Origin of the sequence: Haemophilus haemolyticus, assembly GCF_003490595.1 — a bacterium.
Lineage (GTDB): Bacteria > Pseudomonadota > Gammaproteobacteria > Enterobacterales > Pasteurellaceae > Haemophilus > Haemophilus haemolyticus_L.
In genome coordinates, this window is record NZ_QQGY01000004.1 from 24838 (window position 1) to 47336 (window position 22499).

General features: G+C 38.4%; 20 protein-coding genes. 13 read left to right on the forward strand and 7 right to left on the reverse strand.

From position 1 onward, the window contains the following. Nucleotides 1-145: 145 nt before the first annotated feature. The gene (nfsB, locus tag DV415_RS03815) at nt 146-799 is read right to left on the reverse strand and encodes an oxygen-insensitive NAD(P)H nitroreductase (protein WP_118790058.1); all 654 of its coding nucleotides are present in this window, start codon (nt 797-799) and stop codon (nt 146-148) included. Nucleotides 800-1112: 313 nt separating this feature from the next. Beyond that, nucleotides 1113-1613, reverse strand: coding sequence for a GNAT family N-acetyltransferase (locus tag DV415_RS03820; RefSeq protein ID WP_118790169.1), 501 nt, complete (start codon nt 1611-1613; stop codon nt 1113-1115). Nucleotides 1614-2100: 487 nt separating this feature from the next. Between DV415_RS03820 and rpsO the strand changes: the two genes are divergently transcribed. After that, complete coding sequence (gene rpsO, locus DV415_RS03825; RefSeq protein ID WP_005628925.1) at nt 2101-2370, forward strand: 30S ribosomal protein S15; 270 nt, start codon at nt 2101-2103, stop codon at nt 2368-2370. Nucleotides 2371-2512: 142 nt separating this feature from the next. Here the strand turns inward: rpsO and DV415_RS03830 are convergent, their stop codons facing one another. The 3 genes from DV415_RS03830 to dacB all read right to left on the reverse strand — a co-directional run bounded on the left by DV415_RS03830 (nt 2513) and on the right by dacB (nt 8143). Continuing rightward, a complete protein-coding gene (locus tag DV415_RS03830; RefSeq protein WP_118790059.1) occupies nt 2513-4282 on the reverse strand; it encodes an ABC transporter ATP-binding protein/permease in 1770 nt (589 codons plus the stop codon). Between the two features lie 61 nt (nt 4283-4343). Then, nucleotides 4344-6521 (reverse strand): TonB-dependent siderophore receptor, encoded by a 2178-nt coding sequence (locus DV415_RS03835; protein ID WP_118790060.1) that lies wholly within the window; start codon nt 6519-6521, stop codon nt 4344-4346. Nucleotides 6522-6703: 182 nt separating this feature from the next. Further along, nucleotides 6704-8143 carry a serine-type D-Ala-D-Ala carboxypeptidase gene (dacB, locus tag DV415_RS03840; protein ID WP_118790061.1) on the reverse strand — a complete coding sequence of 480 codons (1440 nt, stop codon included), beginning with the start codon at nt 8141-8143 and terminating at the stop codon, nt 6704-6706. Between the two features lie 163 nt (nt 8144-8306). Between dacB and greA the strand changes: the two genes are divergently transcribed. Then, nucleotides 8307-8783: a transcription elongation factor GreA gene (greA, locus tag DV415_RS03845; protein ID WP_005637913.1), complete on the forward strand. Its 477-nt coding sequence runs from the start codon at nt 8307-8309 to the stop codon at nt 8781-8783. Nucleotides 8784-8822: 39 nt separating this feature from the next. Here greA and yhbY read toward each other — a convergent pair whose 3' ends face one another. Beyond that, nucleotides 8823-9122, reverse strand: coding sequence for a ribosome assembly RNA-binding protein YhbY (yhbY, locus tag DV415_RS03850; RefSeq protein WP_118790062.1), 300 nt, complete (start codon nt 9120-9122; stop codon nt 8823-8825). 126 nt (nt 9123-9248) lie between these two features. Between yhbY and rlmE the strand changes: the two genes are divergently transcribed. The 9 genes from rlmE (at nt 9249) to bioD (ending at nt 20370) form a co-directional block, all read left to right on the forward strand. Beyond that, a complete protein-coding gene (gene rlmE, locus DV415_RS03855) occupies nt 9249-9878 on the forward strand; it encodes a 23S rRNA (uridine(2552)-2'-O)-methyltransferase RlmE (RefSeq protein ID WP_005637911.1) in 630 nt (209 codons plus the stop codon). 89 nt (nt 9879-9967) lie between these two features. Continuing rightward, nucleotides 9968-11860 carry an ATP-dependent zinc metalloprotease FtsH gene (gene ftsH, locus DV415_RS03860; RefSeq protein WP_118790063.1) on the forward strand — a complete coding sequence of 631 codons (1893 nt, stop codon included), beginning with the start codon at nt 9968-9970 and terminating at the stop codon, nt 11858-11860. 170 nt (nt 11861-12030) lie between these two features. Then, entirely contained in the window at nt 12031-15600 is a 3570-nt protein-coding gene (locus DV415_RS03865; protein ID WP_118791569.1) for an autotransporter outer membrane beta-barrel domain-containing protein, read from the forward strand. Nucleotides 15601-15744: 144 nt separating this feature from the next. Continuing rightward, nucleotides 15745-16587 carry a dihydropteroate synthase gene (folP, locus tag DV415_RS03870; protein WP_048951942.1) on the forward strand — a complete coding sequence of 281 codons (843 nt, stop codon included), beginning with the start codon at nt 15745-15747 and terminating at the stop codon, nt 16585-16587. A gap of 32 nt (nt 16588-16619) precedes the next feature. Then, a complete protein-coding gene (gene glmM, locus DV415_RS03875; RefSeq protein WP_118790065.1) occupies nt 16620-17954 on the forward strand; it encodes a phosphoglucosamine mutase in 1335 nt (444 codons plus the stop codon). Between the two features lie 59 nt (nt 17955-18013). Next, complete coding sequence (gene sixA / locus DV415_RS03880) at nt 18014-18511, forward strand: phosphohistidine phosphatase SixA (RefSeq protein WP_118790066.1); 498 nt, start codon at nt 18014-18016, stop codon at nt 18509-18511. A gap of 219 nt (nt 18512-18730) precedes the next feature. After that, on the forward strand, nt 18731-19198 hold the full coding sequence (locus DV415_RS03885) for a hypothetical protein (RefSeq protein WP_118790067.1): 468 nt from the start codon (nt 18731-18733) through the stop codon (nt 19196-19198). A gap of 75 nt (nt 19199-19273) precedes the next feature. After that, on the forward strand, nt 19274-19540 hold the full coding sequence (locus tag DV415_RS03890) for a YcgL domain-containing protein (RefSeq protein WP_118790068.1): 267 nt from the start codon (nt 19274-19276) through the stop codon (nt 19538-19540). Between the two features lie 101 nt (nt 19541-19641). Next, the gene (bioD, locus tag DV415_RS03895) at nt 19642-20370 is read left to right on the forward strand and encodes a dethiobiotin synthase (protein WP_118790069.1); all 729 of its coding nucleotides are present in this window, start codon (nt 19642-19644) and stop codon (nt 20368-20370) included. Nucleotides 20371-20455: 85 nt separating this feature from the next. On the opposite strand, the gene metF is transcribed toward bioD, so the two are convergent. Then, nucleotides 20456-21337 carry a methylenetetrahydrofolate reductase gene (gene metF / locus DV415_RS03900; protein ID WP_118790070.1) on the reverse strand — a complete coding sequence of 294 codons (882 nt, stop codon included), beginning with the start codon at nt 21335-21337 and terminating at the stop codon, nt 20456-20458. A gap of 310 nt (nt 21338-21647) precedes the next feature. Between metF and rplM the strand changes: the two genes are divergently transcribed. Both rplM and rpsI read left to right on the forward strand, forming a co-directional pair. Then, the gene (gene rplM / locus DV415_RS03905) at nt 21648-22076 is read left to right on the forward strand and encodes a 50S ribosomal protein L13 (RefSeq protein WP_005628896.1); all 429 of its coding nucleotides are present in this window, start codon (nt 21648-21650) and stop codon (nt 22074-22076) included. Nucleotides 22077-22092: 16 nt separating this feature from the next. Beyond that, the gene (rpsI, locus tag DV415_RS03910) at nt 22093-22485 is read left to right on the forward strand and encodes a 30S ribosomal protein S9 (protein ID WP_005631594.1); all 393 of its coding nucleotides are present in this window, start codon (nt 22093-22095) and stop codon (nt 22483-22485) included. Nucleotides 22486-22499 lie beyond the last annotated feature (14 nt).

Genomic DNA, 22499 nt, shown 5'->3' on the forward strand with positions numbered 1-22499 from the left:
ATTTCAACGACCTCTACAACTTTACCCAAGTCATTAAGCTCGGAAGTTTCAGCCGTACGGCGCAGACATTGAGCACATAATCCTTAGTAATCAGCAAATCAACGTCGTCCGAAATCAGCTTTCAGACGACCTTTCCTACCCCAACTCACGCCTTACTAAACACCACTTCCTCCGCCAACCGCGATTTCGGCAGTTCCGCATTAAAATCATCGCTCGCGCGGTAGCCGAAGGACACCACGGCGACCGCAGTGTAGCCTTTTTCGGTCAGGCCGAACTCTTGGTTCAGCACCGCCATATCCGCGCCTTCCATCGGCACCGCGTCGATGCCCAACGCGACGGCGGCGAACATGGCAAAGCCCATATTGATGTGCACTTGTTTGGCGAGCCACTCGGCTTCGTCTTTGAACTGGTTGCGGTGGATGCCTAAGAAGGTGCGGCGTGCGCCGTCGCCGCCTGCCTTAAATTCGGCGTTGGCGTAGCGGCCGTCCTGGTCTTCTTTTTCCAAAATTTCGGTTAAAAATGCGTCGTCGGCGTGGGTGCGGGCGGCGAACACAACCACGTGCGATGCGTCGCTTACTTTTTCGGCGTTAAACGGGAAGTTCGGCACAATAGCTTTCGCCACCCGCGCTTTGCCGGCTTCGTCGTCGGCGATGACAAAGTGCCACGGCTGGATGTTCACGCTGGACGGCGCGTTGCGCAGTGCGGCTTTGAGCTGGTCGAAATCCGCCGCGCTGATTTTTTTCGCGGGGTCGAATTTTTTGGTGGAATAGCGGGCTTCAGTGATTTTTTGAATGTCCATTATGATTTTCCTCAAACTAAAGTTAAAATAAATCAGACCGTAGTCGGCAAAAGTTGTTAATGTGATGATTATAAAGCATTTTTCGCAACCACCAAGCAAGACAAACTTATTCCACCCTTAAGAAAAACTTTACAATGAAAAACCTCACGCCCTACTTAAAAGCCCTCAAGGCCTTTGAAACCGCCGCCATGACAGCCCTAATCGCCGCCCTGCGCGTGGGGGGGGGGCTTGGCCGATACGGTCGCAATCCTGCCAAAGGATACTGTTTCTACTAAAGCCGGCTTGTAAGGCAAAAGTGCGGTCGTTTTTGGCATTATTTTTCCGCCAGCGCCAACACCAAGCTATACCAAACTTCGCCCGCATGTTGGCTTTCGGACACGCCTTCGTTGACATAACCGTTTTTCTCGTAATAGGGCACCAGTTCCGCCAAGCAGGTGAGCGTAATGGCTTGGTGTTTAGCGGCGCGGCTGACCCGTGCCAATTCGTTGAGCAGCAAGGTAGAAATACCTTTGCCGCGATAATCAGGGTGCACCGCCAGGCTCAATACGGTTTGGAAACCGCCCGTAGTGGGGGTCGGCACGGTGGTTTTGAATAAATCGTCGGTAATATAGCGGCTGCCTACCACCGGGCCGACGATATAGCCGACGATTTCGCCCGCCTCGTTGCGGGCGGAGATAAAGCTGTCGGCGATGGTGGCGATACGGGTGCGGAAGGCTTCGGGCGTGGTGGCTTCGTCGGGCGTGAAACCAGCGTTTTCGATTTCGATTAAGCGGTCGAGTTCCTCAAGGCGAGGGCTGGAAAAGGTGTAGTTCATGGGTTGTCCTGCGAGTGATTTTGTTTGACCCATTGTGTCAAAGTGCGGTGGGTTTTTCAAAAGTTTTTCCCTTGCAATGCTCCGCCGCTTTTATACAATAAACTCCAAATTCCCAAACGAGCGACAGCGATGATTGAACATTACCTCCAACAAATTCAGCAGCTTTGCCCAAGCTTAAGCCGGTAGGAACTGGATTTTATCGGCATCGAAAACGCTGGTTTCACGCCCGACGAAGGCGTTTTTCTTAAAGGCAGGGAGGTGCCGCAGGCGAACGGCGGTGATGTTCGTGTATTGAATTTCGAAAATGGCTGTTCAACTACAAACGTGATTGAGAAAATTAAAGCGCTGAAAGATTAATTTATTAAGGCATGAGTAGAATAAAGCTTGCCTTTATCCTGCTCAATCGTTAAAATTCAGGCTCCTTGTCATCGCTGAGTTAGAGATCGGCGAATGATGTATTAACAACACTACCTTTTAGGAGTAAAAAATGTCTCTAAGTACTGAAAAAAAAGCAGCAATCGTTGCTGAATTTGGTCGTGATGCGAAAGATACTGGTTCTTCTGAAGTTCAAATCGCATTATTAACTGCACAAATCAACCACTTACAAGCTCACTTTGCTGAGCACAAAAAAGACCACCATGGTCGTCGTGGTTTATTACGTATGGTTTCTCGTCGTCGTAAACTTTTAGACTACTTAAAACGTACAGATCTTGCTTTATACCAAAGCACTATCGCTCGTTTAGGTTTACGTCGCTAATTTTTATTACGATAGTAAAAAAATTAAGCCCTCGAATATCGAGGGCTTTTTTTATGGTTTTATTTTAATTTTATAGGCGTTCTTTAGACCAACATTAAAATAAACGAAATATTTGATTTATATATTCGTAACTTGTCCTCTTCTAATTTTCACATAATAAACATACATCTAATTTTAGTTGTTTGTTATGAAATTGTTGCAATGTACTACGATGACCTACGCTGAGAATGATCATTTCGGGCAAACGCTCTTTAATTGTTTGGTAGAGTAAATGCTCGGTTGTTTCATCCAATGCTGAAGTCGTTTCATCGAGAAATACGACATCTGGTTTTGTGAGTAAAATACGAATAAACGCCACTCTTTGAAGTTCACCAGGCGATAAAATTGCTTGCCAGTCATTTTTTACATTAAGTGCTTGTATATATTTTCCTAGCGCACAATCCTTCATGGTTTGTTCTAATTCGGTGTGACTTGGATTGATATTTGGATAACAAATTGCTTCTCGTAAAGTGCCTTGTGGCATATAAGGTCGTTGTGGTAGGAATAAACTTCCCATACATGGGTGTTCTGCAATGCCTATGGTATCAAAAGGATAGATACCTGCAATTGCTTTTAGTAGCGATGTTTTTCCTGTTCCAGATGCACCTTGAATCAATAGGGCATCTCCATTTTCTAAATTAATATTTAAATTATTGAGTAGAACATTACCTTGTTCATCTTTAATACCAAAGTTTTTTAAGGCGACACGATGAGAACAATGAAAAGGATGATGAACGTTTTGTTTATCTAATTCATCCATTTTTGTTATAAAACCATAAAGACGATTTAAGCGTGCTTGATAGAGTGTGAATTGCTCATAGAACAAGCGGAAAAATGAAAGTGCGGTCATTAATCGGTTAAATGCTTGGACTGTTTGATGCATGTCTCCCAGCTTTATTTGGCCAGAAAAGAAACGTGGGGCTTGTAACATTAAAGGCAATAATTTGGCCACGCGAGTTACCCCTGAGTTGAAACTATTCAAGCCCAACATTTTTAATACAATGGACCAACGGTTATGGATAATTTGACGGAATTGATGTTGTAAGAATGTTTGTTCTTTTGGCTCGCCATTATAAAAAGCAATACTTTCTGCATTGTCTCGTACACGGATTAAGGAATAACGATAATCGCCATTGAGTTTCTCTTTTGTAAAATTTAGCTTAATTAGTGGGCGACCAATCCAAACAGACATAAGTGTTGCAAAAATAATAAAGGCATAAATGAAGAAAACGACGCCTTTTTCGATATTAAATCCAAATAAAGTTAACACACCAGAAAGTGACCATAAAATAATCGTAAATTCAATGGTTGTGAGTACCGAGTTAATCACGCCTCGCACAATTTGTACCGTACTGGTAATAAATTCTCTCGCATCTTGTTCAATACGTTGATCGATATTATCTGGTAAATTTCGTTCGTATTTTAGGCGGTAGTATTTTTTCTTATTTAGCCAGCGTTTAACAAGTGTTGCATTAAGATTTTCCAACCAACGAATTTCAAAAACTTGTTGAAAGAAGTAATCAGCAATAGCATGTATAACTTGTGCTACCACAAGAAGAGCATTTAGTTTTGCAAAGAACCAAAATTTCTCAATATTTAATTCTTGCATTGAGCTATACAATCCATTGTAAAAAAATGAATTAAGTACACTAAATCGTACTTCCAACAATATCATTATAAATAGCACTAACAACATTAAAATTAGTTTAATGCTGGTTTTTTTATTAATCGATGGTGACACGATACACCAGAATTTTTTGCCGAAAGTAGTTTGTTTTAAGGCTAACATTGTTGCGCTAAAGCACAATATCACCCAAAAAAGTGCGGTTAAAATCCAGTTTAAACTATTATTAAGTTCGGTTTGCCAGTTCATTGATTATCCATAAAGTAAAAAACGAAAAAGGGCGAAATATTCGCCCTTATTGTGCGCTCAATTAAAACTCAACTTTAGTGTTGAAGATAAATTCACGTCCATAACCTAATGCAACAGGGATTAACGTGTTTGTTGCATTACCAGAGGTGGATGGATAGTAAGTTTTATCTGTTAAGTTTTTACCGTTAAGTTGGAAAGACACTTTCTTGCCAGAGATTTTAGTATCGTAAGCAATAAAGGCATCATATACCACGGCATGAGGTAATTTGTATGCTTTTGTATAAGTATTATTGTAGGCATACCAGGAACCTAAATAACGAGCTCCACCACCAACACGGATGTTACCAAAATCAAATTCACCTACGTTATAAGCTAGGAATAAAGAAGCTTGATGTTTTGGTACACCAGAAAGTTGTTGATTTACTGCATCAGGATAAAGCTCATTTTCAAGTGATTTTACTTTGGTGTATGTATAGTTAGCCGCTATGCTTAGACTATCAGTAATTTGACCATTAAGATCAAATTCCACACCACGAGAACGTTGTTTACCGACGATATTTAATTGTGCATTTGAACCTGAACCAACAGCCTCAGCTACATTACGTTTGCTGATATTAAATAATGCAAGTGTCGCATTGAAACCTGAGTTTTCGTATTTTGCACCAATTTCAAAAGATTTACCTTGTTCTGGTTTTAAATCTCCGCTAACAGGTGTTGCCACACTCATTTGTGGACGGAAAGATTCCGAGTAGTTTGCAAAGGTCGCAATATGTGGCGAAAATTTATATACGGCACCCAATTGATACAATAATTTACCATCGTGCTGATCGGTATTTCCAGTTTTTGTTAGATTTTGACCTTTTTTACAGTTTACTGCATTTAAGCAATGACGTCCTGCAAATTGATCAAAGTACTCATAACGTAAACCGCCTGTCATAATAAAGTTATCTGTAAAGTAGGCGGTATCTTGAATATAAACACCAACGGTTTTGAGATAGTTATATTGGTAGGCGTTGCCGTTACCATTTTTATGTGCCGCAACAGGGCTGGTATAGTTTGGATTATTAATATTGATATCAGAATTCATGATGCCTTGGTTATAAATTGGACCAAGATCACGAATATTACGCATTGCATCAATACCGGCTACAAAGCGGTTAGCAATATCACCAATACCAAATTCACCAACGATATTTAATGTACCGCTATGAACGCGTTGATCACCTTGTTGCTGTTCAATTGCACGGCGGGCTGTACGTGTTTTAACGTTAACATTTGTAATACGAGCTTGATCGTAGAAATATTTGTAACGAGCGTAGCTATAACCTGCGTTTAATTTCCAACCATCACTTAATTTGTGTTCAATTTTAAAATCAATGTTATCGGTTTTTGCGGTTGTTTCATTATTTGGTTCATCTAAACGACGCGATACAGGAATATCTGGTAATGCATTAGTTGCCGTTAAAAGATTTGTACCACGATCAAATGGCTCAAGAATATCTTTATGTTCATAAGAAAGAACTAATTTAGTTTTATCATTTTCCCAAGAAATAGAGGGTGCGTAAGTCGTATTTTTCACTTTGCCAAAATTACGCCAGTAGTCTTTTTCTTGTTTGTCATAGATAAAGCGGTAAGCAAAACCATTTCCTAAACCACCAGTAAAATCTAATTGCGTTCCCCACAGGCTATGATTACCTAAGGTTCCACCAACTACATAACGTGGTGTTTGTTGTGGTTTTTTAGTAATGATATTAACTACACCACCTGGATCTTGAATACCATAAAGTACAGATGCAGGTCCTTTTAAAACTTCAACGGTTTCAGTTGTTGCGCTAAAGTTTTTAGCTGGGCCAGCTTGTAAACCGTTACGCATAATTGAATTATCACGGTTTCCACCGAAACCACGTTTTTGGATAGCATCAAACATACCACCTAACGTATTCGCTTGACTCACACCACTGACGTTATAAAGTGCATCAATGAGTGATTCAGGTTTGCGATCTTCTAGTAGTTTGGTCGAAAGAATATTGACTGTGTTTGGCGTGTCGAATGTAGGCACTTCGGCTTTTGATACGACAGATGTCCCTGTTGTTTGATAACCATTTTGTTTAATACCTGTATCTTGAACATTAATTTGTTCAATCGTTTCAGTATTAGCTTTATGTTGCGTTTCTGCTAACGCAGAAACAGAAATCCCAGCAAAAAGTGCGGTGTAAACTAAGCTTAATCTAAAATTCATAAATTGCTTCCAAAAAGTTAAATCTAGGTTAAAAAAGAGTGACGAGTATAAAAAAATACAACAAATTAAGCAATGAAAATTATTATCATTTGATATCTATTGTATTAATCAATGGTATTAAAACGACTATAAAAAAACACCGCACTTTGATGGTAAAGTGCGGTGTTTTTTAGAAGGCTTTATTAGTATTTATAGATTTCGTTATATAAGCCACTCTCAAATTGTACTAATGGTGCTCGTTTTGTTTTGCTTTCTAAATCACCAGTTGAGTAGCCATTAATAAATTGAACAAAGGCCACTTTTTCCCCTCGAGCATTTGTCATAAAGCCGGCTAAGTTATAAACCCCTTTCAAAGAACCGGTTTTAGCGATAACATTTTTTACTAATGGCGGGCTAATTAATCCACCTCGCCCACTGATCGTGCCATCTACACCGGCGATGGGGAAAGTTTCCATTAAATGTAATTTATCTTCGTTTTTGGCGATGTATTCTAAAACAGATAGCATCGTTTTAGGTGCCACAAGATTATGACGAGACAGACCCGAACCATCGGCTAAAATACTGTTGCCAAAACGAATTCCTTGTTTTTGTAATATCGACTTAATCGCTAATGTGCCTAATTGAAAGGATGCTGGGCGTTTATAGTAATTGAATGCCACAGCTCGGAACAATGAATCAGCAATCTGGTTATCCGATTTTTTCATCATTTTTTTCAATAAATCGGGTAATGGTTTGGATAAATGTTTCGCTAATAGCTGACCTTGTTGTGGTTTTTGTGGCAGCATGACTTTGCCATTAAACTCAATACCTAATTGTCTTAATTGTCGTTGAATAATCGCGGCAGCATAAGCATCCGTATCTTGCACGGCAAAGCTTAAGCCAAAAGGTTTAGATTGACGGGCTAAACATCCTTTTACTTGATAGCGATTATTGTCGTGTACAACAACATCGAGCTGACAATAAGGCGCTTCATTGCTATCCGCTACATAGACTTGTCCAAATACTTGAATTGGAAATTGTGCAGGCACATTGATTTTTACTGTTTCACCTGGATTTTGATTGGCATCTAGTTCCGCATAAAAACAGTTGTTATCAATATTCGCAGCGGATGGGGGAGAGTTGAAACACATGGTCAGATCGTTCCAAATCCAACCTAATCCTCGGTCGTGACTCGAAAAAACAGAGGTATCTAATACTAAATCGCCATTAATTTTTTTGATGCCTTGTTTTTTTAATTCTGCAAGTAAGGTATAAAGTTGGCCACTTGTTAGATCTGGATCACCAGTGAAACGCACGATTAAGTGGCCATCTAAATTCCCATTTTGAATTTTCCCATTACTCAAAAGAGCGGTCTCAAATTGGAATTGATCACCTAATGCAAGTTTAGCGGCAACAGCTGTAAAAACTTTTTGTGTGCTCGCAGGAAGCATAAAGGTTGAGCCATTATAATCCGCAATAATTTGGTTTTGATTTATATTTTTTGCGATGAAACCTACGCTAGAGCCTTCAGGCAGTTTTTGTGTTAAGTCTGAAACATTAATGTTTGCGAAGGTTGGAAGGCTAAAGCTTACGGAAAGTAAAAAGGATCCAAGTGCGGTTGAAATTGAAGATAATTTTTTCATATTGGGTTTGTTATGGTTGCTATTTTTTTTTAGACGAACAATAATAAGCCCCGAATGAAATTGAGTAAATCATTTTCTCATTTCAAGTTTATTTTTAATAATACTGCGGCAAGATTTTAGGATTTTGCCGTGGTTTTTGTTTTATTTAGTAAAAGGAAAAACAATGCAACAAATTCCAATGACTGTGCGTGGCGCAGAACAATTACGTGAAGAATTGGATTTCTTAAAAAATGTACGTCGTCCAGAAATTATTAAAGCGATAGCAGAAGCACGCGAGCACGGTGATTTAAAAGAAAATGCAGAATATCATGCAGCTCGTGAGCAACAAGGTTTTTGTGAAGGTCGTATTCAAGAGATTGAAGGTAAACTTGGTAATGCTCAAATTATTGATGTAACAAAAATGCCAAATAACGGTAAAGTCATTTTTGGTGCAACAGTTGTGCTTGTAAATACAGATACAGATGAAGAAGTCACTTATCGCATTGTAGGCGATGATGAAGCGGACATTAAATCTGGTTTGATTTCGGTTAATTCACCAATTGCGCGAGGTTTAATTGGTAAAGAGTTAGATGATACCGTTAATATTACAACGCCTGGCGGTGTCGTTGAGTTTGATATTATTGAAGTGAATTATATTTAAATAAAAAAAGTGCGGTTAAAAATGACCGCACTTTTGTTGTTATTTGCATGGAAGCTGAATTTTTGCTTCTTCGCTTGGGCGATAAAGCACCAAAATATGCCCGATGGTTTGTACTTGTGCAGCTTTAGTTTCACGCACAATCGCATCGATAATAAGTTGTTTTGTTTCGCGATCTGCACCAGCAACTTTTACTTTAATGAGTTCGTGATGATTAAGTGCATTTTCAATTTCAGCCAGTACGCCTTCGGTTAAGCCATTTCCACCAAGCATAACGACAGGGTTAAGATGGTGCGCAAGACCTTTTAAAAATTGTTTTTGTTTGGTTGATAAGGTTGTCATAAGGATTCCTAATTAAAAAGAGCGGTTGATTTTCTCAATGTTTTTCACTGATTTCAATCAGCCTCGGCTTGAATTCGGCAGATTGTAACCAAATATAAGCAAAACTACTACCAAAAATAGAAGATTATGGGAAAGAAAAAACGTTCAGCGAGTTCTTCTCGCTGGCTAAATGAACATTTTAGTGATCAATTTGTGCAAAAAGCGCATAAGCAAAAGTTACGTTCACGCGCTTATTTTAAGATTGATGAAATTCAGCAAACGGATAAATTATTTAAACAAGGAATGACCGTGGTCGATCTCGGTGCTGCACCTGGCGGTTGGTCGCAATATGTGGTGGGGCAAATTGGTGGCAAAGGTCGTGTAATTGCTTGTGATATTTTGGAAATGGATCCCATTGTAGGTGTTGATTTTCTACAAGGCGATTTCCGTGATGAAAATGTTTTGAATGCTTTATTAGCGCGCGTAGGCGAAGATAAAGTTGATGTTGTGATGTCTGATATGGCACCCAATTTTAGTGGAATGCCATCAGTGGATATTCCACGCGCAATGTATTTGGTCGAGCTTGCTTTAGATATGTGTAAACAGGTCTTGGCAACCAAAGGAAGCTTTGTTGTTAAAGTTTTCCAAGGTGAAGGCTTTGATGAATATTTAAGAGAAATTCGTTCTTTATTTAATGTGGTGAAAGTGCGTAAGCCTGAAGCATCACGCGGACGTTCTCGCGAAGTATATATTGTGGCAACAGGCTATAAAGGCTAATTGCTTTGATAGCTTTTCATTGCTAATGATGTATAGTATCTTGTAAAAAATTTTTTAACTTAGGAAAGGTAGGTTAGACTTTGAACGATATGGTCAAAAATCTGGTGCTTTGGGTGGTAGTCGCAGTCATTATGATGACTGCATACCAGAGTTTTAATTCCTCTTCGGTAGATAATTCTACTGATTATACAACCTTTGTTTACGATGTAAGCAACGGACAAGTGACGGAAGCACGTTTTGATACTAATGAAATTACGGTAACGAAAACGGATGGTTCTAAATATTCAACCGTAATGCCCCCACTTGAAGACAAAAAATTGCTTGATGATTTGTTAAGCAAAAAAGTCAAGGTGGAAGGTACGCCATTTGAAAAACGTGGTTTCTTATCCCAAATTTTAATTTCTTGGTTCCCAATGTTATTCCTTGTGGGCGTATGGGTATTCTTTATGCGCCAAATGCAAGGCGGTGGTGGCAAAGCGATGAGCTTTGGTAAAAGCCGCGCAAAAATGCTGAACCAAGATCAGATTAAGGTTACTTTTGCGGATGTCGCTGGTTGCGATGAAGCAAAAGAAGAAGTGGGCGAAATCGTTGATTTCTTGCGTGATCCGAATAAATTCCAAAACTTGGGTGGTAAAATTCCAAAAGGTATCCTTATGGTAGGGCCTCCAGGTACTGGTAAAACCTTACTGGCTCGTGCTATCGCAGGGGAGGCAAAAGTACCATTTTTCACTATTTCTGGTTCTGATTTCGTAGAAATGTTTGTGGGCGTTGGAGCATCACGTGTACGAGATATGTTTGAACAGGCTAAGAAAAATGCACCTTGCTTAATCTTCATTGATGAAATCGATGCTGTGGGTCGCCAACGTGGTGCGGGTTTAGGCGGCGGACACGATGAACGTGAACAAACCTTAAACCAAATGCTGGTTGAAATGGATGGCTTTAGCGGTAATGACGGCGTAATTGTTATTGCCGCAACTAACCGTCCAGATGTGCTTGACCCAGCTTTAACTCGTCCAGGTCGTTTTGACCGACAAGTGGTTGTTGGTTTGCCTGATGTAAAAGGTCGTGAGCAAATCTTAAAAGTGCATATGCGCAAAGTGCCTGTTGCGCAAGATGTTGATGCAATGACACTAGCGCGTGGTACACCAGGTTATTCTGGTGCAGATTTAGCAAATTTAGTCAATGAAGCTGCCTTATTTGCTGCTCGAGTCAATAAACGTGCGGTAACTATGCTTGAGTTTGAAAAAGCAAAAGACAAAATCAATATGGGGCCAGAACGTCGCACAATGATTATGACGGATAAGCAAAAGGAATCAACCGCTTATCACGAAGCAGGTCATGCGATTGTGGGTTATTTAGTCCCTGAACATGATCCTGTACATAAAGTGACTATTATTCCTCGTGGTCGTGCGTTGGGTGTGACATTCTTCTTGCCTGAAGGTGATCAAATTAGCATTAGCCAAAAACAATTAGAAAGTAAGCTTTCTACCTTGTATGCAGGGCGTTTAGCAGAAGATTTGATTTACGGTGAAGAAAATATCTCAACGGGTGCATCAAATGATATTAAAGTAGCGACTAATATCGCGCGTAATATGGTGACGCAATGGGGATTCTCTGACAAATTAGGTCCGATTCTTTATACGGAAGATGAGGGCGAGGTTTTCTTAGGTCGTTCAATGGCGAAAGCAAAACATATGTCAGATGAAACCGCTCATGCAATTGATGAAGAAGTTCGTGCAATTGTAAATCGTAACTATGCGAGAGCAAGACAGATTTTGATCGACAATATGGATATTCTTCATGCGATGAAAGATGCATTAGTCAAATATGAAACCATTGAAGAAGAACAAATTAAACAATTGATGAATCGTGAACCAGTCACTCCGCCATCTGGATGGGAAGAGCACACAGGACAAGCTGCTTATGCAAATAGCAATAATGCTCAAAGTGCGGGTGAAAATTCTTCAGATTCTAATTCCTAATAATTCTCTAATCAACAAAGCCTTTCTTCGGAAAGGCTTTGTTATATTCGAAATTTATTTCAATGATAATTATTTGGAGGTATTATATTGGCGGTTTACTTGAATGCAATTTTTGAGAGGTGGTTGTTTGCAGCCAAGTTTAGTCAATTTATTCAAGAGAGAATCATATTATGAAAAATACAAATATATTACTGTATTCATTTATGTTCACATCATTGGTGACCCGTGCTGAGGAATACACGCCTAATACAACTACAAAGAATGATTGGAAAACGGTAGATACGATTTCCCTCGGTGAGAAATTAGCTAAGAATGGGGGCACCATTACTGAAAATAGCGCTACAAAAATTAAGTATGATTATAATTATGCTGATGGCACTATCTTGGGGACTAAAACTAAGTATATAAGTGGTAGTGATACAGTTAATGAAATTATCACAAATCGAAATATGACTGCTCCGAATGACATTCGGACGAAACCAACTACGGAAACGACAATAGCATCGGAAGGGACGATTCATTTCATTCATGTAGATGATGGCACCTCCATTGATTGGCAAGATGGGGTACATGTGTATAACTCCAACAGTAAGCTGGTTGATCGGTCAGAAACGATTCTTAATTTTGATGCGAATACAAATTTCAATATTACAACCCATAAAACATATCATGGAAAATTTTATCCTATGTTCAATGTGGTAAAAGTGGTCGGACAAGGTTCGGGGGACGTGACGAAGCCAGTGTCTACGGTGAACTTTTTAAAGAAAGTGACTATGGATACCCACGCGCAAACGATTAATCCAGGAAATTTAAAGTCCTATGAAAAGCGTGTGAATGGATTCTTTCAACAAACGAATCAAGGGGGAGAATCTCATGTGCATTTTCATGATGATTTGACCATGCATATGGAGTCCACTACAAATAATTTGGAGGTGGCAGCGTTCCGTCTAGAAAACAATGGAGAAAACCGATACCGCACTGTTTCTACTAAGGATACGATTGATGCAGAAACCGGCGGATCTAGCCTTACCTTTGATGGAAATGTGACGAGTCATATCTCAGGCAATACAGATACTGAGATGCGCTTTTTATCTAATGTGAACTATCATGGTGGTGTTCACGTGGCATCAAAAGAAGGAAAGAACTTTGTATCTACTATAACTAATGAATCGACGAATAACACAAAGGATACATTACATGTCAATGCGGATACGGAAAATTATGGTTTCTCCGAGTTTAATTTGAAGGCGAATACGGATTTAGTTACAAAGAGCGCAGGTGGTACTGTGTGGGGTATGTATATCAATGCTGATTCTCACGGAGAAAATCGAATCACCCTTTCCGGTGATAAGAATAACATTTCCACAACCGGTAAAGATGAAGTATATGGCATTGAAGTAAACGCTAGTTTGAGTGATACAACAAATACCGCCAATTCCAATGAAGAACGTAGTAAAAACTTGGTAGATCTACAGAATACAACTGTTACCACAGACTCTACATCTACTGGTAAACCGTGGGTCTATGGCGTGAAAATGAGCGCTGTCAATGGCGAGAATATAGTGAAGCTCACCCATAGTGATATGAAAACAGCCTCCAACTACGTGGCTAGAAGTATTGATATAGGATCTGAGAATCAAGGCACAAATACAGTCACCTTAGATACTACGAATATCACTACAAAAGGAGCCTACGCTTATGGCTTGAACTTGGTGAGTGCAAGAAAAGCGGGGACTGGTAGCAACTCCATTCATTGGAAAGGCAACAACAGTATTGTCACTGAGGCGATGGCGAATGGATATGGCATACGTATTGAAAAAGATAAAGCGAATACTGGAGCAGGTACAACCATAAACTCTGATGCAGATTCATCGTTAGCGATTAAGGTGGATACAGAGGGTTCAGGCACTGGCATCTCACAAATACATAGTAATGCGAATAATATAACGAATACTACGTTTAATGGTGATGTGTCAATTGTCATGCGTGGTAGTGGAAGTTCGAAAATAGGTGTACTGGCGAGAACTGATGCAGATAGTGATACGAATGCGAATACTATAACTTTCAATAAAAAGTTAAACATCGATGGGAATCCAACGGACCCTGCCTTGGTAGCAGGTGGCAAGAATACGAGTATTACTGTGTCGGGCAAGGATACGACAACCATAGTGGGTAATGTATTTGCTGCGAATGGAGGTACAGTTGATGTTAACCTATTGACGAAGGACTCCTATCTCATTGGTAAAGCGGACAACACAGGTACTGGTAATATCCATGTGAAAGTAGATGGTGGCAATTATTGGGAAATGACTGGTAATTCTAACATCAATCGATTGGATCTATCCAATGCGGGAGAAGTTCGATTTGGCGATACTGAGGTACCTCTTTCCTTAACTGTGGATACCCTAACGGGAACGGGTGGTGTACTCCATATGGCTGGCAATGTGGGGTCAGGCGATACCGATAAACTCACCATCAATTCTAGCAGTGAAGGGGAACATGGCATTCATTTCCAAAATATGGCAGATTCCAAATCTACGGGTACAGAAGTGTTGCAACTAGTGGAAAGTCTAGGAAAACCAGAGGATCACAAGGCGGTATTTTCATTACTTAATGAAGATAATCATGTATCGGTTCTTACAGATGATAAAAAGCCTAGCCATCCTAAAGCTGTCATAGAAAAAGGTGCATACCTATATACATTAGGTAGAGCCACTGACTCTAAAATTGTTTCTATTAATGATGCGAATGTAAATAACTGGTATCTATTCCCTTATGAGGACGATGGTAAGGGCAAATTGACGCCAGGGGCAGAAAGTAGCCTAAGTTTTAGTAACACAATCTATCAAATTAACTTATTAAATACAGAAACATTAGTTCAGCGACTTGGGGAAATCCATTTTGATAAAACAGATTTAAAACCTCATAATGCTTGGATTAAACATGTTAATGGAAAATATACAAGTTTTGCCAATGACACCATCGGTAGTTTTAATACTCATTATTGGGGAATTAAAGCCGGTTTTGATTGGTTGAATTTAAGAAATAATTGGATTAATTACAACGGAATTTCAGTCGAGAATCTAAATGCTTCCACATACCCTAAACGTTTTGAAGGTAAAACAAAAATATCAGGTAAAGGCATTGGTATTTATTCTACCTGGTTAAATAAAAATAATGATATTTACATCGATTTAGTCGGTAAGATGATGCGGTATAAAGGAAAATACGACATTGTGAATTATTCTAATGAAAATATTAAATCAAATAATGCAAATATTAATTCTTACTTATTATCTATTGAGACTGGAAAAAGATCTTATCTTTTACAGAAAAAAGAAAAAGCATTTTATATTCAACCTGAAATGCAATTGATTTATCAATTTGTAGATGATTATACACTTCGCTCTTCAAATGGTTTGAAATCAATGACTAAAAATTCAAATAGTTTAATTGGACGTATTGGATTTAGAGCTGGATTAGATTTTTATGGCGATAGTGTGTTAAGCCCTTATATTAAGCTTATGTATAATAAGGAATTTTTAGGCTCAGTCCTTAATGATCTAAATACAGCTAAAATAGAAATGAATAATAAGGATGATTGGTTTAATTACGGAGTAGGTATCAGCCATGAAAATAAGAAAAAAGGAAGACAGATTTACTTGGATGTTCAGCGTTCTAATAAACATCTAATTAGACAAGATTGGCAAGTTAATTTAGGATTAAGATACAGCTTCTAATTTAACTAGTTGAGATAAATCATTCTACGTTCTATGTTAATAGCCTTTCTTCGGAAAGGCTTTATTTTTTCTTAATGATTTTTTTCTTGGATGTATTTTGCTATAATTGCTCACCAAAATCACTCTAAAAATTAACCGCACTTTATGAAACTTTACGCAAATAATAAATGTCTTGATTTAAGCGTTCCTCAAATTATGGGGATCCTTAATTTTACGCCTGATTCTTTTTCTGATAGAGGACAGTTTTTTAGTCTAGATAAAGCGCTTTTTCAAGTTGAAAAAATGTTGGAAGAAGGGGCGACAATTATTGATATTGGTGGTGAATCTACGCGTCCGTCATTCCTTTATAATGATGCGGATGAAGTCTCTGAACAAGAAGAATTGCATCGTGTTGTGCCAGTAGTGGAGGCGGTGCGAAGCCGTTTTGATTGCTGGATTTCTGTCGATTCTTCAAAAGCAGTTGTGATGCGTGAAGCAGCAAGTGTTGGAATGGATTTGATTAATGATATTCGTGCTTTGCAAGAGCCAAATGCGTTAGAAACCGCAGTAAAACTAGCTTTACCTGTTTGTATCATGCATATGCAAGGGCAACCTAGAACGATGCAGGCAAATCCTCATTATGAGAATGTCGTACAAGATGTATTCGCTTTTTTACAGAAACGTACTAATGAATGTCTTTCTGCTGGTGTTAAAAAAGAAAACTTAATTTGGGACATGGGATTTTGTTTTGGTAAGTCTGTACAGCATAATTATCAATTATTACAAAATCTGAATGAATTTTGTCATAGTGGATATCCTGTGTTAGCGGGATTATCTCGCAAATCAATGATTGGTGCGGTGCTTGATAAACCCGTCGATCAGAGAGTGATAGGTAGTGCGGCAGGTGCGCTTATTGCAGCGCAAAAAGGTGCAAAAATTTTACGCGTACATGATGTTGCTGCAACATCAGATATGCTCAAAGTTTGGCAGGCAACAGAAAATGCCTGATGGTTTTATAAAAAAATTAAAGGAATTGTATTATGGCAAATCGTAAATATTTTGGAACAGATGGTGTACGTGGAAAAGTAGGTAGTTATCCAATTACACCAGATTTCGCATTAAAATTAGGCTGGGCTGCGGGAAAAGTATTGGCTTCTCAAGGTTCTAAAATGGTTTTAATCGGTAAAGACACCCGAATTTCTGGATATATGTTGGAATCAGCCCTTGAAGCAGGTTTGGCTGCTGCGGGTTTATCTGCTGCATTTACTGGCCCTATGCCTACACCTGCTATTGCTTATTTGACCAGAACTTTTCGTGCTGAAGCGGGTATCGTGATCTCAGCCTCTCATAATCCTTATTATGATAATGGCATTAAATTCTTTTCAGCAAAAGGAACTAAATTACCTGATGAAATTGAAGAAGCCATTGAAGTGATGTTAGAGCAACCGATGGATTGTGTGGAATCTGCCGAATTAGGTAAAGCAAGTCGTATTAATGATGCAGCAGGACGCTACATTGAGTTTTGTAAAGGTACATTCCCCGCTCATTTAGGCTTGGAAGGTTATAAGATTGTGGTAGATTGTGCAAATGGTGCAACCTACCATATTGCTCCTAATGTATTGAGAGAGCTTGGTGCGGAAGTCATTGAAATTGGTACAGATCCAAATGGTTTGAACATTAATGAAAAATGTGGCGCAACTGATGTGACAGCATTGCAAGCCAAAGTAGTTGAAACGAAAGCTGATGTTGGCTTAGCTTATGATGGCGATGGTGACCGCATTATGATGGTCGATCATTTAGGAAATAAAGTCGATGGCGACCAAATTCTCTTTATTATTGCACGTGAAGCATTGCGCTCAGGTCAATTAAAAGGCGGTGTCGTTGGCACATTAATGAGTAATATGAGCTTAGAGATTGAGTTGAAAATGCTTGGTGTTCCTTTCTTACGTGCAAATGTAGGTGACCGTTACGTATTAGAAAAAATGGTTGAAAATGATTGGACGCTTGGTGGTGAGAATTCTGGACATATTATCATTGCGGATAAGAATACAACGGGTGATGGCATTGTTGCATCATTAGCTGTATTGGCGGCGATGGCACAGCATAAATTATCCTTAAATGAATTAGCAAGTGCAGTTAAATTATTCCCACAAGTGTTAATTAATGTACGTTTTGCAGGTGGGGATAATCCACTTGAAAGTGACGCTGTAAAATCTGTTGCCGCAGACGTTGAAAAACGTTTAGAAGGCAAAGGTCGTATTTTATTACGTAAATCGGGTACGGAGCCACTTATTCGCGTTATGGTGGAATGCCAAGATGCAGCACTTGCACAACAATGTGCAGAAGAAATTGCAGAAGCAGTTAAGTCTCATTAATTTTTTAACCGCACTTTATTTAGTGCGGTTTATTTTTATCAAATACTTAGGAAAGCAAAATGAATATTTTTATTATGCGTCATGGCGAGGCTGAAGTAATGGCTAATAGTGATAAAGCTCGTCGCTTAACTGCTTATGGTATTAAACAAGCTTTTTCTCAAGGAGAATGGTTAAAACAGCATTTAAGTACGCTATTAATTAATTCACTAGACCGTATTTTAGTGAGCCCTTATGTCAGAGCTCAAGAAACCTTTCATCAAGTTAATCAAGCGTTTGATTTGGAGTTAGAAAATAAACTTGAAACTTGGGAGGGAATAACCCCTTATGGCAATGCTAATTTAGTCATTGATTATTTAGAAGTGCTGAAACATGGTGGGGTTAAGTCTGTATTGATTATTTCTCATTTACCTTTAGTTGGAGAAATTGTTGCTGAACTGTATGGAAAACGAAATCCAATACCATTTTATCCTGCAACGATTGCTCAATTATTATGGGATGGTAATAAATCAGAAATATTGATACATCAAGCATCTAGAGAAATTTATAAGATTGATTAAATCTAAAACATATATTCATATACATTTCTTTACAAAAAATAAAATTTTTCTATGGAACTTTTTTAAATATATTTAATATCAATGTGTTAATGCTATTTTTTACACTTATATATTTATCAGAAATGTAAATTTTTGTATTAGCTATTTTCTTTTAATAAAATTTCCGTAAACTACGCCACATCAAAGCAATAGGGCTTTGCCGTAATCAAGATTTATTCTATGGAGAAAATTATGAAAAAATTAACACTAGCATTAGTTTTAGGTTCAGCTTTAGCGGTAACTGGTTGTTTCGATAAAGAAGAAGCTGCACAAAAAGTTGACGCAGCTAAACAAGCAGCAACATCAATGGTTTCTGAAGCAAAAGACGCAGCAACTAATGCTGTTGCTGATGTTAAAGATGCAGCTAAACAAGCTTCAACTGAAGTGAAAAACACTGCAGTAGAGAAAGCTGCTGAAGTTAAAGATGCAGCAATGGCACAAGTTGAACAAGTAAAAGATGCTGCAGCAGCTAAAGTAAGCGAAATGAAAGATGCAGCAACCTCTAAAATTGATGCAATGAAAGACGCTGCATCATCAAAAATGGATGCGATGAAAGATGCTGCTACTTCTAAAATGACTGAAGTTAAAGATGCAGTTTCTGAAAAAGCAACTCAAGCAGCTGATGCAGTAAAAGAAGCAGCAAAATAATGCTTTAATCAATTTAAATGATAAAATCCCTGTTAAAGAAATTTAATAGGGATTTTTTATTTAGGAAAACAAAATATGTTATGTGCAATTTATAAAAGTAAAAAGAAACCAGGGAGCTATCTGTATATTGCGAAAAGAGAGGATTTTTCTCAAGTGCCAGAAGTGTTACTGAGTCACTTTGGAAAACCAGAATTAGTGATGATGTTTAATTTACTGGGAAGCAAGCCTCTACATAATGTAGATTGTAATGAGGTATTAGAAAAAATTAAACAACAAGGATTTTATTTGCAAATACCAAAACAAGATGATGGTTTATTTAATAGCTTGAGTAAGATCAAATAAATTGTTTATTTTTGATACGAAAAAGAGAAAATTTGCGTTATCTCAAATTTTTAAAGGAAAAATTCTTTTAAAATCCACCGCACTTTTTAAAGGAGAGAAAAATGAGTGGCTTTTTTGTTGCGGGGACAGATACAAATGTGGGAAAAACCACGGCAACCCGTGCGATTATTCAAGCCTTGCAAAAACAAGGTGTGCAAGTGGTTGGCTATAAACCCATTGCTTGTTGCGGTGAGGAAAGTATTTACCCTGCGATGCAAGAAGAAAATACATCAGATTATGATAATTTATCAAATTCAGATGTATTAACATTAATGGATTCAACCAAAGAAAATGTGTCCTACAAGGATATTAATAGTTATACCTTTAGCCATAGCGCACCGATGCTGACACAAGATAGGACGCGTATTAAGTTAGATAAAATTAATCATGATTTAACTCGATTAAATCAAAATTATCAGTCTGTAGTGGTTGAGGGCTCGTTTGGTTTAATGACTCCAATGGCGGAAGGAAAAAGTTTTGCTGATTGGGTTGCTCAACGAAAAATGCCTGTGGTTCTTGTGGTTGGCATTAAAGACGGTTGTGTGAATCACGCGTTGTTAACTGTGCAAGCGATTCAACAGCTAGGCGTGCCGTTATTGGGCTGGATAGCTAACCGTGTTAATCCATTATTAAGCCATTATGCAGAAATTGTTGATTTGCTTGTTGAGCATATTGATGCTCCGCTTTTAGGTAAAATTCCTTATTTGCATAAACCAGAAGAGCAAGAATTGGGACATTATTTGACGGATATTGATCGATTAATGTATATGCAAACAGAGTTAGTCAAATAATAAAGTGCGGTTAAAGTTTTTTATATTTAAATAAGGGCGTAAATAACGCCCTTATTTCATGGAAGAAAGATATCTTATCTTTGAGTTATTCTGGTCTTACACCTAACATATGACAAATTGCATAAGTTAGTTCACTACGATTTAGCGTATAGAAATGGAAGTCATTCACTCCTTCGCGAGATAAAATTTTCACCATATCCATTGCAACACTAGCTGCTACAAGATTACGAGTAGTTTGATCATCGTCTAACCCTTCATAAGCGTTAACAAGCCATGCAGGAATTTTCACATTAGTGAAAGAAGCCATTTTTTGTAATTGGTTAAAGTTAGTTACAGGTAAAATGCCGGGCACGATTTCAGTATCAATACCAATTGATGCACAACGATCACGGAAACGTAGGTAGCTTTCAATATCAAAGAAAAATTGAGTGATAACATGATTTGCACCTGCATCAATTTTACGTTTTAAATTAATCAAGTCTGCTTGTGCTGATTTTGCTTCTGGATGAACTTCTGGATAAGCTGCTACAGAAATATCAAAATCAGCGACAGAACGGAGTAATTCTACAAGATCTGACGCATAAAATGATTTTTTAGCATATCCTTTTGGTTCGTCACCGCGTAATGCAACGATGCGACGAATACCACTATTCCAGTAATCTTTAGCAATTTGTTTTAATTCTTCAGGTGTGGCATCAATACCAGTTAAATGCGGAGCCGCTTCTAATCCAGTTTCTTGTTTGATTGCTTTTACAATGCTATGAGTGCGGTCACGTTCTCCAGAGTTTGCGCCATAAGTAACAGAAACGAATTTAGGTTTTAACACTTTTAAACGATGAATCGAATCCCATAAAAGCGTTTCCATTTTTTCATTTTTAGGTGGGAAAAATTCAAAAGAAACATTAATTTTTTTATTGAAGTCAGCGATGTGCTGATTAAGCGTGTCAATTTCTTTAGCGTAGCTCATAAAAATTCCTATAGCTAGTATGATGATATTTGAGTTAACAATAAAATAACTTTATGTATGAGTCAATTTTAATAAATTCATTAAAAACATTAATTTAGTTAATGTAAATAGGTTTCATCAAAAATACTAAAATATTGCATAAAAAATTAGCATTAATGAAATAAATATGTATAATACACCGACCCTGTAAATGTGCGAATTCCCATCGTACATTATTTTATCTAGATCTCACTCGAAGGGGTGGCGATTAAGATCAATGGTTGTGTTCGTAAGAACACTGGGTATCAAACTAATTTTTGGTAATTAATTAATGAAAACTTTTGTAGCAAAACCAGAAACGGTTAAACGCGACTGGTACGTAGTAGATGCGACAGGTAAAACTTTAGGTCGTTTAGCGACTGAATTAGCACGTCGTCTTCGTGGTAAACACAAGGCTGAGTACACTCCACACGTAGATACTGGTGATTACATCATCGTTATCAACGCAGACAAAGTGGCAGTAACTGGTCGTAAAGAAACAGATAAACTTTACTACTGGCACACTGGCTATGTAGGTGGTATTAAACAAGCGACTTTCAAAGAAATGATCGCTCGCCGTCCTGAAGCAGTGATTGAAATTGCGGTTAAAGGTATGTTGCCAAAAGGTCCATTAGGCCGTGCAATGTTCCGTAAATTAAAAGTGTACGCGGGTGCTGAACACCAACACGCTGCACAACAACCACAAGTATTAGATATTTAATCACGAGGTTTAGAAAATGGCAGAGAATCAAAACTACGGCACAGGTCGCCGCAAAAGCTCTTCAGCTCGTGTATTTATCAAACCGGGCAGTGGTAAAATCACTATCAACCAACGTGAATTAGACGTTTACTTCGGCCGTGAAACTGCGCGCATGGTAGTACGTCAGCCATTAGAATTGGTTGAGTTAACTGATAAATTAGACCTATACATCACTGTTAAAGGTGGTGGTATTTCTGGTCAAGCGGGTGCAATCCGTCACGGTATCACTCGTGCATTGATGGAATACGATGAAACATTACGCCCAGCACTTCGTGCAGCTGGTTTCGTTACTCGTGACGCACGTCGCGTTGAACGTAAAAAAGTGGGGTTACACAAAGCACGTCGTCGTCCACAATACTCAAAACGTTAATTTTTATTTTCGTT

What these genes read in the sequence shown, in the direction of transcription:
- nfsB (WP_118790058.1), bottom strand. Translation starts at nt 799, where the DNA reads ATGGACATTCAAAAAATCACTGAAGCCCGCTATTCCACCAAAAAATTC.
- DV415_RS03830 (WP_118790059.1), bottom strand. Translation starts at nt 4,282, where the DNA reads ATGAACTGGCAAACCGAACTTAATAATAGTTTAAACTGGATTTTAACC.
- dacB (WP_118790061.1), bottom strand. Translation starts at nt 8,143, where the DNA reads ATGAAAAAATTATCTTCAATTTCAACCGCACTTGGATCCTTTTTACTT.
- glmM (WP_118790065.1), top strand. Translation starts at nt 16,620, where the DNA reads ATGGCAAATCGTAAATATTTTGGAACAGATGGTGTACGTGGAAAAGTA.
- bioD (WP_118790069.1), top strand. Translation starts at nt 19,642, where the DNA reads ATGAGTGGCTTTTTTGTTGCGGGGACAGATACAAATGTGGGAAAAACC.
- rlmE (WP_005637911.1), top strand. Translation starts at nt 9,249, where the DNA reads ATGGGAAAGAAAAAACGTTCAGCGAGTTCTTCTCGCTGGCTAAATGAA.
- DV415_RS03835 (WP_118790060.1), bottom strand. Translation starts at nt 6,521, where the DNA reads ATGAATTTTAGATTAAGCTTAGTTTACACCGCACTTTTTGCTGGGATT.
- DV415_RS03865 (WP_118791569.1), top strand. Translation starts at nt 12,031, where the DNA reads ATGAAAAATACAAATATATTACTGTATTCATTTATGTTCACATCATTG.
- ftsH (WP_118790063.1), top strand. Translation starts at nt 9,968, where the DNA reads ATGGTCAAAAATCTGGTGCTTTGGGTGGTAGTCGCAGTCATTATGATG.
- rpsI (WP_005631594.1), top strand. Translation starts at nt 22,093, where the DNA reads ATGGCAGAGAATCAAAACTACGGCACAGGTCGCCGCAAAAGCTCTTCA.
- DV415_RS03890 (WP_118790068.1), top strand. Translation starts at nt 19,274, where the DNA reads ATGTTATGTGCAATTTATAAAAGTAAAAAGAAACCAGGGAGCTATCTG.
- greA (WP_005637913.1), top strand. Translation starts at nt 8,307, where the DNA reads ATGCAACAAATTCCAATGACTGTGCGTGGCGCAGAACAATTACGTGAA.
- folP (WP_048951942.1), top strand. Translation starts at nt 15,745, where the DNA reads ATGAAACTTTACGCAAATAATAAATGTCTTGATTTAAGCGTTCCTCAA.
- yhbY (WP_118790062.1), bottom strand. Translation starts at nt 9,122, where the DNA reads ATGACAACCTTATCAACCAAACAAAAACAATTTTTAAAAGGTCTTGCG.
- sixA (WP_118790066.1), top strand. Translation starts at nt 18,014, where the DNA reads ATGAATATTTTTATTATGCGTCATGGCGAGGCTGAAGTAATGGCTAAT.
- rpsO (WP_005628925.1), top strand. Translation starts at nt 2,101, where the DNA reads ATGTCTCTAAGTACTGAAAAAAAAGCAGCAATCGTTGCTGAATTTGGT.
- DV415_RS03820 (WP_118790169.1), bottom strand. Translation starts at nt 1,613, where the DNA reads ATGAACTACACCTTTTCCAGCCCTCGCCTTGAGGAACTCGACCGCTTA.
- DV415_RS03885 (WP_118790067.1), top strand. Translation starts at nt 18,731, where the DNA reads ATGGAGAAAATTATGAAAAAATTAACACTAGCATTAGTTTTAGGTTCA.
- metF (WP_118790070.1), bottom strand. Translation starts at nt 21,337, where the DNA reads ATGAGCTACGCTAAAGAAATTGACACGCTTAATCAGCACATCGCTGAC.
- rplM (WP_005628896.1), top strand. Translation starts at nt 21,648, where the DNA reads ATGAAAACTTTTGTAGCAAAACCAGAAACGGTTAAACGCGACTGGTAC.